This is a genomic window from Pseudarthrobacter sp. TE3704 (assembly GCF_056279405.1).
This window is the reverse complement of sequence record NZ_JBWCCJ010000008.1, coordinates 116567-128891: the sequence shown is the minus strand read 5'-3', so window position 1 is coordinate 128891 and position 12325 is coordinate 116567. Positions and strand designations below refer to the sequence as shown.

Below are 12325 nucleotides of genomic sequence, written 5' to 3'. Positions count from 1 at the left end.
AAGGCCGGTCTTGCCGCGGGAATGGCGGTATGGCTGCCCTCTGCCCTGACTGCCTGTACCGGAAACCGGCCCGATCTGCTGACAGTGGCCGGCGGCGAACCAGGTGGTTTTTACCTGGAGTTCTCCACTCTGCTGGCTGCGTCTCTGGAGCGGCACGGCGTGGCAGGCCGGGCCACGGCGATGTCCACGGGCGGAAGCCTGGACAACCTGGCGGAACTTCGCGCGGGAAGGGCCACCTTCGCCGTCGCGCTGGCCGATGCGGCAGGCGGGCAGTCACCCGACCCTGGCGCGGCACCGGTGCAGGTGGCCGCGCTCGGGAAGGTCTATGAAAACTATGTGCACTGCGTGGTGCGCAGGGACAGCGGAATTACCGGGCTCGGCCAGCTGGCCGGCCGCAGGGTGGCTATCGGCCAGCCTGGATCCGGCACGTCCCTCACGACGCCGCGGATTCTCGATGCCGCCGGTCTGGGCACCTCTGCGGAAGGTAGGCCGGCCGCTGCGGGGAGCGTTGCCGTCGTCAGCCTTGGACTGAACGACGGCCTGGCCGCCCTGAAGGCGGGCACGGTGGATGCCCTGTTCTGGTCCGGCGGGGTGCCCACAGCCGCGGTTGCCGCCGCGCAGCAGGATGTGGCCCTGGCGCTGCTGGATCTTTCGGCCCTGCTGCCCGAACTGCGGAAGCGGCACGGCGCGGTGTACGACAGGGTGCTTATTCCGGAGGGCAGCTATCCGGGGGTGCCGGCGGTGTGGACGGTGGGCGCCGCGAACCTGCTGCTGTGCCGGGCGGACCTGGACGCCGCCACCGTGGAGCGGACCGTCCAGCTGCTGGTGCATCATGCCGGCGAGCTGATCCCGCAATCCAGCCTGGGCGTGCAGTTCCTCAGCCCTGAGACCCTGATCAACACGGCCGGCGTCCCGCTGCACCCGGCGGCCGCAAACGCGTACCGGGAACTGCACGGCTGACCCGGCACGCTCTCTCACATCCTGCAGCGATATCGGGAACCCTCTCTCACCTGTCGCGGGATGAGCCGAAACCCCCGTCACAGATTGAGAGAGCGTTGCGGGAAAAACCGCAAAACGTGAGAGAGCGTCCCTCAGTTTCCGGAGTGAGCCTGCAGGAAGCTGTAGACCTCTGTCTCGTCCACGCCGGGGAAGGCGCCCGGCGGCATGGCGGCCAGGAGGTGCGAGTGCGCACGCGCCGAGGGCCAGGCGTTCCCGGCCCATTCGGAGGTGAGCGCTTCCGGCGGCCGCTTGCAGCAGGTGGGATCCGGGCAGTTGGAGGTGGCTCGGGCGGTGGTCTCCCGCCCGCGGAACCACTTCACGTGCTGGTACGGCACGCCGATACTCAGCGAAAACTCGCCCGTGGCGGAGCGTTCGGTGCGGGCGGTGCACCAGTACGTCCCGGAGGGCGTGTCCGTGTACTGGCTGTAGGCACTGAATTTGTCCGGCACATCGAACACCGCACGGGACGTCCAGGCCTTGCACGACGGCTGCCCCTCAATGGCGCCGGTGTGGTCCTGCGGAAAGTTCACGCCGTCGTTCTCGTAGGCCTTGTAGATGATGCCGCTCTGGTGCGTTTTCTGGAAATGCGTCGTGATGCCCAAATGCCTGGTGGCCAGGTTCGTGAAGCGGTGGGCCGCCGTCTCGTAGGAAACCGCGAACGCGTCGCGGATGTCCTCCACGGCGATTTCCTTCGCTGCTTTGGCTTTTTGCAGAAATTCCACGGTGGCCTGTTCCGGCAGGAGAAGTGCTGCGGCGAAATAGTTGGTGGCAACGCGTTGGGCCAGGAAATCACCGTAGCTGCGCGGTGTTTCATGCCCCAGGACGTAGTGGCCCAGGGCCTGCAGGAGCACAGACCGGGGGTCGTGGTCCTGTCGTTGGCTCTGCGTCAGGTAAATTCTGCGGTTCTTCAAATCCGTCACGGAACGGGTGGAATGCGGCAGGTCGCCCACATGGTGAAGGGTGAAACCGAGGTGCGCGGCGATGTCCGCAATGACGTGCTGGCTCAACGGGCCGGTGGTGTACCCCACCTCCTTGAGGACCTTCTGCGCCTCGGATTCGTACTCCGGAAAATAGTTCCCCCGCTCCCGCATCATGGCGCGCAGTTCGCCGTTCGCGCGGCGGGCTTCTTCCGGCGTTGCCACCTGCTCGTTCATCTTGCGTTCGAGCTCATGGAGGAGCCCCACCTGGGCCTCCAGGACATCGAGCGGAAGACGCGAACTGATGCGGATTTTGGGCAGGTCCAGGGACTCGTACAGCGGTCCGCGCTGGTAGCGCTCAAGCTCGATTTCCAAGGCGGCGCGGCGGCTTGGCGGTTCGGCTCCAAGCAGCTGGTCGATGCTGACATTCAGTGCCCCGGCCAGGTGCTGGAGGAGGGTGAGTTTGGGTTCCCGCTTGCCGTTTTCGATCAGGCTCAGCTGGCTGGGCGCAGTCCCGACGGCGGCGCTCAGGGCATCGAGGGTAAGTCCGGCCTGCTTGCGGAGATGGCGCACGCGGCGGCCCAGCGAGATGACGTCCAGTTCCGCGGCGGAGCCGGACGACGACGGCGGCGAAACTTCCCTGTTCCAGCTTGAAGGCGACATTTCTGAAGAATACGTGAAGAAGTGCATTTCTTTCCAGCATTTTTATCTAGAAAGGGTGTTGAAAGTACTGAAAAGTGGTGTCTACGGAAAGAAACACCGCACCGGAAAGCCGGAGGGAACCTCAATGACGCGGTTCCCACCTACTCCATCCGGAGCTCAATCAAGGAGATCAACGATGACTGCAGCATTTGAGCCCACCCAGCAGACGCCCGAACAGCAGGCCGCCGCCCTGGAGCTCGAGTGGGCCGCCAATCCCCGCTGGGAAGGTGTGACCCGGGACTACTCAGCCTCCGACGTCGTCCGTCTCCGCGGCCGCGTCTCCGAAGAACACACCCTGGCCCGCCGCGGCTCGGAAAAGCTGTGGAAGCAGCTCACCGAAGAGCACAAGGAAGGCAAGTACACCAACGCCCTCGGCGCGCTGACCGGGAACCAGGCCGTGCAGCAAGTCAAGGCGGGGCTCCGGGCCATCTACCTTTCCGGCTGGCAGGTAGCTGCGGACGCCAACAACTCGGGCCACACCTACCCGGACCAGTCCCTCTACCCGGCCAACTCCGTCCCCACCGTGGTGCGCCGGATCAACAACGCCCTGCTCCGGGCCGACCAGATCGAATTCTCCGAGGGCGTCCAGACCGTTGAGGACTGGCTGGTCCCGATCGTCGCCGACGCCGAGGCCGGCTTCGGCGGCCCCCTGAACGCCTACGAACTCATGAAATCCATGATCCAGGCCGGGGCGTCCGGTGTTCACTGGGAAGACCAGCTCGCCTCGGAGAAGAAGTGCGGCCACCTCGGCGGCAAGGTCCTGATCCCCACCCAGCAGCACGTCCGGACCCTGAACGCCGCCCGTCTCGCGGCCGACGTCGCCGGCACCCCCACCGTGGTCATCGCCCGCACCGACGCTGAGGCAGCAACCCTGATCACCTCCGACGTGGACGAACGCGACCAGGAATTCATCACCGGTGAGCGCACCGCCGAGGGCTTCTACAAGGTCCGCAACGGCATCGAACCCTGCATCGCCCGCGCCAAGGCCTACGCCCCCTACTCCGACCTGATCTGGATGGAAACCGGCACCCCGGACCTGGAGCTGGCCCGCAAGTTCGCCGAAGCGGTCAAGGCCGAGTTCCCGGACCAGATGCTCTCCTACAACTGCTCGCCGTCGTTCAACTGGCGCAAGCACCTGGACGACGCCACCATCGCGAAGTTCCAGCGCGAACTCGGCGCCATGGGCTTCACGTTCCAGTTCATCACCCTGGCCGGCTTCCACGCCCTGAACTACTCGATGTTCGACCTCGCCCACGGCTACGCCCGCGAAGGCATGAGCGCCTACGTCGAGCTCCAGGAAAAGGAATTCGCCTCCGAATCCCGCGGCTACACCGCCACCAAGCACCAGCGCGAAGTCGGCACCGGCTACTTCGACACCATCTCCACCGCGCTCAACCCGAACGCATCCACCCTCGCACTGGTCGGATCGACCGAAGAGGGCCAGTTCCACTAACTTCCTGCTCGACGGCGGTTGTCGCCTCCGGCCTTCGGACCGGCATCGCTCTGCCTGCTATTCCCCATGCCCGCCCCATGACCTCGTAGAACTCGGTCGGGGGCGGGCACAGGGCCCCTTTTACGCAGGCTGCCGCGTTACCGGCTCCTTCGGCCTAGTGCCTGAGTCGCCAAAGTGCCGTAAGCCGCCGTCGAACTTCCCTTTTCGTCTTTAAGGAGACTGAGATGAACAGCTTCACCGATAACTTCACGATTAATGGCATCACCCTGACCGCTCAACCCGTGTGCCGGCAGAACGAGGTTCTCACTCCGGACGCCCTGGAATTTATTGCGAAACTGCACCGGGCAACTGCTGAGCGGCGGCAGGAACTGCTGCAGGCCCGGCGGACCCGGCGTGCTGACATTGCCGCCGGCGCCGACCCCCGCTTCCTGCGGGAGACCGAGCACATCCGCAACGACCCGTCCTGGCGGGTCGCTCCCCCGGCCCCTGGCCTGGAGGACCGCCGGGTGGAAATCACCGGGCCGGTGGACAAGAAGATGACCATCAACGCCCTGAACTCCGGCGCGAAGGTCTGGCTGGCGGACATGGAGGACTCCTCCACCCCCACCTGGCGCAACGTGATCAAGGGCCAGCTGAACCTCACCGACGCCCTCGAGCGCCGAATCGACTTCACCACCGAGGAGGGCAAGGAATACAAGCTCCGCCCTGCCGGTGAACTGCCCACCATCGTGGTCCGCCCCCGCGGCTGGCACCTGCCCGAAAAGCACATGCTCATCGACGGCGCCCCGATCGCCGGCGGCATCGTGGACTTCGGCCTGTTCTTCTTCCACAACGCCCGCCGCCTCCTGGCCCAGGGCAAGGGCCCTTACTTCTACCTGCCCAAGATCGAAAACCACCTCGAAGCCCGGCTCTGGAACGACATCTTCATCCTGGCCCAGGACCTGCTCGGCATCCCGCAGGGCACCATCCGCGCCACCGTGCTGATCGAAACCATCACCGCAGCCTTCGAAATGGAGGAAATCCTCTACGAACTGCGCGACCACGCCGCCGGACTGAACGCCGGCCGCTGGGACTACATCTTCTCCCTCATCAAGAACTTCCGCACCCGCGGCCCCCGCTTCGTCCTCCCGGACCGCGGCCAGGTGACCATGACCCAGCCCTTCATGCGCGCCTACACCGAACAGCTCGTCCGGGCCTGCCACAAGCGCGGCGCCATGGCCATCGGCGGCATGGCGGCCGCCGTCCCCAACCGCAAGGACCCCGAAGCGAACGCCAACGCCTTCGAAAAGGTCCGCGCCGACAAGACCCGTGAGGCCAACGATGGCTTCGACGGCTCCTGGGTGGCCCACCCGGACCTCGTGCCGGTCTGCCGCGAGGTGTTTGACTCCATCCTGGGCGGGAAGCCCAACCAGCTGGACCGCACGCGCGAGGACGTCACCCCGGACGACCGCGCCCTGATCAACGTGGCCGCCACCACCGGAACCATCACCGAACAGGGCATCCGGAACAACATCGAAGTGGGGATCCGCTACATCGAATCCTGGCTCCGCGGCAACGGCGCGGTCGCCATCCACAACCTCATGGAAGACGCCGCCACCGCCGAAATCTCCCGCTCCCAGCTCTGGCAGTGGATCTACGCCCGGGCCATCACGGACCACGGCGAGATCATCACCCACGAGTGGATCGAAGAACTCCTGGACCAGGAATTCGCACGGCTGGAACGGTTCGACGGCGACCGCTTCGAAGACGCCCGCGACATCTTCGAAGAAGTCACCCTCGCCCGCGACTTCCCGTCCTTCCTCACTCTCCCCGCCTACGCCCGCTACCTGACGGAGGCCCGCGAAAAGGCAACCGTCGAGGAACTCGCCGCGGCGTAACCAGCTTCCGTCCGCCGGGCCGGCACGCCCTCCGCAACAGGCACCTCCGAAATCCGGAGGGCCGGCCCGGCGACGGAACCACCCCCCACTCGAGATGGCATTTGACGGCAATGTTTGAAAGAAACACTGCCGGCAAGTGCCATCTCGCGCGGGTTTAGGCGTATTAGTACGACGGCGGACGGGGCTTAGCGGCCCTTCGGCACCCGCCGCACGGCGAGGGTGGTGCTGACGAAGAAGGTCAGCACGGACACCAGGACGAGCAGCAGCGCCGGCGTCCAGGACCCGGACGCGTCGTGCACGAAGCCCATCAGGGGCGGTGCCACGGCGGCAAAGCAGTAGCCCAGGCCCTGCACGGTGGCAGACATTCGGCCCGCCGAGGCCTGGTCGCGGGCCAGCCGGATGATCGCGATGAAGATGACCGTAATGCCGCCGCCCTGGGCGATGCCGCCACAGATCGACCACAGCCACCAGAGCTGCGGCGCCAGCAGCAGCCCGGCCGGCACGGCCGTCCACAACGCTCCCACGGTGACCGCCACCGCCGTCGTACTCATGAATTTGGCGGCAAATGGCACTCCCAGGCCGCCCACGATGGCCAGGATCTGGAAGATCGAGGAAGCGGCACCCGCTTCGGTGACGGACATGCCCAGTTCGTCGTGCAGGTAACTCGGCAGCCACGCGGTCACCCCGTAGTAGGAGAAGGCCTGCCCGGCGAAGCCCGCCGTCAGGCCGGCCGTCGTCCAGCCCGTACCGGTCACCGGCGGCAGCTTCGTGTCCCCGCCGTCCTCCGCGGAAGCCAGGAATGCGCTCCGCGGACCCACGGCCAAGGTCCAGACAACGATGGCCGCAACGGCCAGGACAGCCACCGAGCCCAGCGCAAACCTCCACCCCGCCAGGTCTGCCAGCGGCGCGGTCACCACGGATGTCAGGAATGACCCGATGTTCAGTGCGGCGGTGTAGATTCCCATCGCGGTCCCCTGCCGGCGGGGGGCGAAGTCACGGCGGATGATAAGCGGCGCGGCGATATTGCCCACCGTAATGGCAAGGCCGATCAGCACCGTTCCGGCCACCACCAGGACCGGCCCGCCCGCTGAACGGACCAGCACGCCCGCCAGCACGCCGAGGATGGTCAGCGTCACCGCGAACTCGGCACCGAACTTCCGGGCCGCCAGGGAAGCCAGCGGCGCGGCCAGGGAGAAACACAGGACGGGGATGCTGGTCAGCAGGCCAAGCATGACCGGCGAAAAGGCCAATTCCGCCTGCATCGGGCCAACTACTGGGGCGACCGCAACGAACGGTCCCCGCAGGTTAAGCGCGAGCAGGCCGATGCAGGCGAGCAGGACCCAGCTCTTGGGTATCCGGGCGGGAATCCGGCCGTTCATGCGGCAGCGAAGGGAGTAGGCAGTTTCATCACTCCCATTGCTATCACGCGCCGTGCTTGACGGTTGCTGGGGCACCCTGATGGCACCCTGGCTTACGATGAACTTCACGCCAGGAACTCCGGGACGAAGGACACCGCCATGCAGCACCGCCTTGCCATCCTCGACGATTACCAGGACGTAGCTCACGGCTTTGCGGACTGGGCGGCGCTGGAAGCGGAGGGCGTCACCGTCACCACGTTCCGGGAGCCCTTCGCGTCCCAGGACGCCTTGGTCTCGGCGCTTGCCGGCGTCGGCATTGTCATTGCCATGCGGGAGCGCACCGCGTTTCCCCGGGAAGTATTCGAGAAACTTCCTGCCCTTCAGCTGCTGGTGACCACGGGGATGGCCAACGCCTCCATCGATGTGGCCGCTGCGGCGGAGCACGGCGTGACGGTCTGCGGAACTCCCGGTTCCCCTGCCGCCGCCCCGGAGCTGACCTGGGCCCTGCTGCTGGCAGCCGCCCGGCACCTGCCCGCCGAGGAGAACTCCCTGCGGGCCGGGACCTGGCAGTCCACGGTGGGATTCGAGCTGGCAGGCAAGACGCTGGGCATCGTGGGACTGGGCAAAATTGGCCGCCGGATCGCCGGTTACGGGCAGGCGTTCGGCATGGACGTGGTGGCCTGGAGCCAGAACCTGACGTCCGAAGCCGCCGCCGACGCCGGGGCGCGGCTGGTATCGAAGAAGGAGCTGTTCCGGATATCGGACGTCGCCACGCTCCACCTTCGGCTTTCTGAACGCTCGGAGAATACCGTGGGCGAAGAGGAGCTGCGGCTGCTGGGCCCCGAGGGCATCCTGGTGAACACCGCCAGGGGTCCTTTGGTCAACCAGGACGCACTGATCCGGGCGCTCACCCAGGGCTGGATCCGCGGTGCAGCCCTGGACGTCTTCGACCAGGAGCCCGTGCCCGCCACGCACCCCCTGCTGGCCGCCCCCAACACCGTGCTCTCACCGCACCTCGGATACGTCACCCAGGAGAGTTACCGGCAGTTCTACGGCGGCGCTTTCGAGGACGTCACAGCCTGGCTCGCCGGCTCACCCATCCGCACCATCACCGCCTGACACCGGGAAACACGTGAATCACACCATCCGCACAGCAACAGCGGACGACGCCGGGGCGCTGGCCGCGCTGGCGGCCGTCACCTTCCCGCTGGCCTGCCCGCCGTCGTCGTCACCTGAGGACATCGCGGCGCACCTGGCCAGCACGCTCAGCGAACAGCACTTCGAGCGCTACCTCGCGGACCCGGATATCACCATCCTTGTCCTCGACTCCGGCAAACGGCTCAACGGGTACAGCCTCCTGGTGAACCGGCCGGCTGCGGACCCTGACGTTGCGGCTGCCCTCACGATTGTTCCGTCGGTGGAACTCAGCAAATGCTACGTCCATCCCGAACATCACGGCCTCGGCGCTGCCGCCGAGCTCATGCACGCCAGCCTGCAGGCCGCGGCAGCAGCCGGCGGGGCAGCAGCCTGGCTGGGTGTCAACAGCCAGAACGCCCGGGCCATCCGCTTCTACGAAAAGTCCGGGTTCCGCAAGGTGGGCACCAAGTCCTTCACCCTGGGCAGCACCGTAGAGCACGACTTCGTCCTGGAGCGGGCCGTACCCTGATTGCCTGCCCTGGCGCCTCAGCGCCCGGCCGGCTCACCTTCCGGCCACTCCCCCTGCCACGACGCCTTCCGGCGGGTAAGCCAGCGGCGGGCGTGGTTCGGCCACCAGCTTGAGGCCCGGCGGAAGCCCTTCGATGCTGCCTTCGGTTCCGGAGGCGTTGATGGTCACCCTGGCCGAATCCAGGAGGACGTTTTCCGCCCTGAACGTACCGAGGGCTTCCGGCAGGATGGGTGCAAGATGGACCACCCCGCGGGTGAAGACGGGATCGAACCGGAGCAGGATCCGCGCCAGCTGCACCGGAGCCGCCGCCGCCCACGCCTGCGGCGAGCAGGCCGTGGGATACGGCACAGGGCCGGGAAACTCGCCGCGGTCAAAGCCGCAGAAGAGCTCCGGCAGCCGGTTGTCGAAATGCTCGGCCGCGTCGAAGATTCCCAGGGCCACGCGCCTGGCCTCGTCCACGAATCCGTAGCGCATCAGGCCTGTGGCCACCAGTGCCGTGTCGTGCGGCCAGACCGAACCGTTGTGGTAGCTCACGGGGTTGTACGCGCCCATGTCGGACGCCAGCGTGCGGATCCCCCAGCCGGTGAACATCTGCGGCGACATGAGGTGCTCCACCACTGACGGCGCCTTGTCCTCGTCCACGATGCCCGTCCACAGGCAATGGCCGATGTTGGACGTCAGCGCGTCCACGGGCCGCTTGTCCTTGTCCAGGGCGACGGCAAAATACCCCTTGTCCGGCAGCCAGAACTTCTCGTTGAATGCCGTCTTCAATTCTGCTGCCCGTTCAGCCCAGTGCTGCTCCAGGTCCGCGTCGCCGCTCCACCGCGCCAGCAAGGACCTGCCGATGTAGGCGCCGTACACGTAACCCTGCACCTCGCACAACGCAATCGGTGCCTCGGCCATGGTCCCGTCCGCAAAGTTGATGCCGTCCCAGGAGTCCTTCCAGCCCTGGTTCACCAGGCCGTGGTCGTTGGGGCGAAGGTATTCCACGAAGCCGTCGCCGTCACGGTCGCCGTACTTCTCGATCCATTCCAGGGCACGGTCAGCGTGCGCTATCAGCGGCTGGACCACATCCCGGGACAGGCCCCAGCGGCTGAGCTCACCCAGGAGTGCCACAAAAAGCGGCGTGGCGTCGGCGGTGCCGTAATAGGCCGTGCCGCCCAGCGAAAGTCCGGCGGTGACACCGAGCCGGACCTCGTGGGGTATGCGCCCCGGCTCTTCCTCCGAGTCCGGGTCCACTTTCTTCCCCTGGAGTCCAGCCAGGGTCTGCAGCGTACCGGCAGCGAGGTGCGGGTCCACCATCAGGCTCATGTAGGACGCGAGGAGGGAATCCCGGCCGAACAACGCCATGAACCAGGGTGCCCCGGCGGCCACGGCAGCACGTTCAGGGTGGTGGGCGTCGAAAATCCGGAGCGAGCCCAGGTCGATCTGGCTCCGGTTCAGCAGGTCCTGCAGCCCGGTGTCCGCCACATTGATCCGCGGGACGCCTTCTTCCCAGTCCAGGTGGCGGCGGACGCCTTCGCGATGGTGCGGAAGACGTCCCTCGGTGAAGGGGTCCGCCGGCGCCTTCCCGTTCACCAGCGGAACCACGATGACGCTGGTGGTCCACTTGCCGCGGGCCGGGATGGTGACGTGGAAGCGCAGCCCGTCCAGGCTGGCCACCCCTTCACGTGCGCCGACGGCTGTGCCGCGCTGCTGCCCGTGCCGGACAGCCTGGATGACCAGCCGGCCATCAACCACCTCGCGGGTGGTGTCGGCCGGGCCGGTGGTGCGGCCGCCCTTGACGTCGAAGAGGTCCGCCTGGTCCGCGTCCACCAGCAGTTCGATGTCACACTCCACCGGCTCCGCTGCATAATTTTCCAGGGTGATGTCGTCCTGGAGCCCCGGACCGACGTGCCGTGTCTGGCGAACCACAAGCGGGCTGTCGAAGCGCCCGTCCGGCCACTTGGCCCGACCGACGAACGTGGCCGCGAAGGGCCGGGACCGCTGGGCCGCCAACGGCTCACGCAGCGAGCCGTTGATTCGAAGCACCCAGTGGGAAATGATGCGGGTGTCCTGGAAAAAGGCCCCGTTCGTGCCACCTTCGGAACTGATGTCCCCGTTTCCGGCTGAGATACAGAACGAGGATCCTTCCACCACTGTCACGGAACCTGACTCGGATGCGCCAGCCTCGGTATTGGCATTCCATGCGGTCACGGAAGGGCTCCCTTCTCAAGCGACGGGATGTTGCCGGTCATCCGGCAACATCTGTAGGCCCTTATAGATTCTGGTGCACACGCCCCGCATCCGGAACCCCCGCGGGCATAGTCCCTTCAATAAGTTCCGTGAAGAGCTGCAGGTGGTCGGACACCATGCGATCCGCGCTGAACCGTTCCTCCACAGCTGCCCTGCACGCCCCCCGGTCCAGGTCCTCCGCGGCCTGGAGGAAGTCCGCGAGCTCCCCGACATTGCCGAGGTAGCCGGTCCGGCCATGCTCCACAATCTCAGGGGCGGAGCCGATCAATGTGCCTACCACGGGAGTTCCCGTGGCCAGCGCCTCGATCATGACGAGCCCGAACGGCTCCGACCACTGGATGGGGTTCAGGAAGGCGAGTGCTTCGCCCATCAGCCGGTACTTGGCAGCATTGTCCACTTCCCCCACGAAGTCCTCGTTCGGACCCAGCAGCGGTTCAATGACGTCCTGGAAATACCGGATCTCCTCCGGCTCCCGCATCTTCACGGCGATGCGCAGCGGCATGCCTGCCTGCCGGGCAATCATGATGGCCTCAAGCAGCCCCTTGTCCGGGCAGGACCGTCCCACAAAGCACAGGTAGCCGCCGCGGCCGGTTCCCACGGGCACCGACATCGGGTCCATGCCGTGGTGGATGACGCGGGTGACCGGCACCCCCGGAGCGTGCGACGCCTGGTCGCGGGAAATGGCGATGATGGCGGACCGCCGCGCGATGGCCCGGTAGATATCCGCCGCGTTTGAGTTCAGTGGGCCGTGGATGGTGGTCACCAGCGGAGTTTCCTCAGGCCGGTTCAGGTACAGCGGTCCGGCAAGCGTGTGGTCGTGGATGATGTCCACGTCCTGCAGCGCCTCGTGCGCCCGGATCACATGGCTGAACTCGGATATGGTCAGCCCGATCTCCTCCCCGGCCGAGGGCTGCATGCCGGGCACCAGGGGCACCGGGCAGCTGCTGTCCGAGGGCGCCGCCAGTAGAACCTCATGCCCCGCGGCGGCGAAGCCCCTGGCCAGGGTGTCCACCACCCTTTCAGTCCCGCCGTACGTTGACGGGGGCACTGGTATCCATGGTCCTGCAACCAGTCCTATCCGCATTCCTGGCCTCCCAGATGGTGACAGGCCGGGCTCC

At 66.6% G+C, this 12325-nt stretch carries 9 protein-coding genes; 5 read left to right on the top strand and 4 right to left on the bottom strand.

Annotated elements, in window-relative coordinates:
* Positions 1–21: 21 nt before the first annotated feature.
* The gene (locus ACZ9BC_RS19460; protein ID WP_476247456.1) at positions 22–960 is read left to right on the top strand and encodes a TAXI family TRAP transporter solute-binding subunit; all 939 of its coding nucleotides are present in this window, start codon (positions 22–24) and stop codon (positions 958–960) included.
* A gap of 131 nt (positions 961–1091) precedes the next feature.
* Here ACZ9BC_RS19460 and ACZ9BC_RS19455 read toward each other — a convergent pair whose 3' ends face one another.
* Positions 1092–2606: a helix-turn-helix domain-containing protein gene (locus tag ACZ9BC_RS19455; protein WP_476247363.1), complete on the bottom strand. Its 1515-nt coding sequence runs from the start codon at positions 2604–2606 to the stop codon at positions 1092–1094.
* 148 nt (positions 2607–2754) lie between these two features.
* Between ACZ9BC_RS19455 and aceA the strand changes: the two genes are divergently transcribed.
* Both aceA and aceB read left to right on the top strand, forming a co-directional pair.
* Positions 2755–4071, top strand: a complete 1317-nt coding sequence (aceA, locus tag ACZ9BC_RS19450) for an isocitrate lyase (RefSeq protein ID WP_115526170.1) — start codon at positions 2755–2757, stop codon at positions 4069–4071.
* A 224-nt stretch (positions 4072–4295) separates the two neighbouring features.
* Positions 4296–5948 (top strand): malate synthase A, encoded by a 1653-nt coding sequence (gene aceB, locus ACZ9BC_RS19445; protein WP_476247362.1) that lies wholly within the window; start codon positions 4296–4298, stop codon positions 5946–5948.
* Positions 5949–6133: 185 nt separating this feature from the next.
* Here aceB and ACZ9BC_RS19440 read toward each other — a convergent pair whose 3' ends face one another.
* Positions 6134–7327, bottom strand: a complete 1194-nt coding sequence (locus tag ACZ9BC_RS19440) for an MFS transporter (protein WP_476247361.1) — start codon at positions 7325–7327, stop codon at positions 6134–6136.
* A 138-nt stretch (positions 7328–7465) separates the two neighbouring features.
* On the opposite strand from ACZ9BC_RS19440, the gene ACZ9BC_RS19435 reads away from it, so the two are divergent.
* Both ACZ9BC_RS19435 and ACZ9BC_RS19430 read left to right on the top strand, forming a co-directional pair.
* Positions 7466–8425, top strand: coding sequence for a D-2-hydroxyacid dehydrogenase family protein (locus tag ACZ9BC_RS19435; RefSeq protein WP_476247360.1), 960 nt, complete (start codon positions 7466–7468; stop codon positions 8423–8425).
* Between the two features lie 13 nt (positions 8426–8438).
* Positions 8439–8972: a GNAT family N-acetyltransferase gene (locus tag ACZ9BC_RS19430; RefSeq protein WP_115526167.1), complete on the top strand. Its 534-nt coding sequence runs from the start codon at positions 8439–8441 to the stop codon at positions 8970–8972.
* A gap of 33 nt (positions 8973–9005) precedes the next feature.
* Here the strand turns inward: ACZ9BC_RS19430 and ACZ9BC_RS19425 are convergent, their stop codons facing one another.
* Together ACZ9BC_RS19425 and ACZ9BC_RS19420 are read right to left on the bottom strand one after the other, a co-directional pair.
* A complete protein-coding gene (locus ACZ9BC_RS19425) occupies positions 9006–11168 on the bottom strand; it encodes an amylo-alpha-1,6-glucosidase (protein WP_476247359.1) in 2163 nt (720 codons plus the stop codon).
* A gap of 61 nt (positions 11169–11229) precedes the next feature.
* The gene (locus tag ACZ9BC_RS19420; RefSeq protein ID WP_476247358.1) at positions 11230–12291 is read right to left on the bottom strand and encodes a glycosyltransferase family 4 protein; all 1062 of its coding nucleotides are present in this window, start codon (positions 12289–12291) and stop codon (positions 11230–11232) included.
* Positions 12292–12325 lie beyond the last annotated feature (34 nt).

What these genes read in the sequence shown, in the direction of transcription:
- ACZ9BC_RS19460 (WP_476247456.1), top strand. Translation starts at nt 22, where the DNA reads ATGGCGGTATGGCTGCCCTCTGCCCTGACTGCCTGTACCGGAAACCGG.
- ACZ9BC_RS19455 (WP_476247363.1), bottom strand. Translation starts at nt 2,606, where the DNA reads ATGCACTTCTTCACGTATTCTTCAGAAATGTCGCCTTCAAGCTGGAAC.
- aceA (WP_115526170.1), top strand. Translation starts at nt 2,755, where the DNA reads ATGACTGCAGCATTTGAGCCCACCCAGCAGACGCCCGAACAGCAGGCC.
- aceB (WP_476247362.1), top strand. Translation starts at nt 4,296, where the DNA reads ATGAACAGCTTCACCGATAACTTCACGATTAATGGCATCACCCTGACC.
- ACZ9BC_RS19440 (WP_476247361.1), bottom strand. Translation starts at nt 7,327, where the DNA reads ATGAACGGCCGGATTCCCGCCCGGATACCCAAGAGCTGGGTCCTGCTC.
- ACZ9BC_RS19435 (WP_476247360.1), top strand. Translation starts at nt 7,466, where the DNA reads ATGCAGCACCGCCTTGCCATCCTCGACGATTACCAGGACGTAGCTCAC.
- ACZ9BC_RS19420 (WP_476247358.1), bottom strand. Translation starts at nt 12,291, where the DNA reads ATGCGGATAGGACTGGTTGCAGGACCATGGATACCAGTGCCCCCGTCA.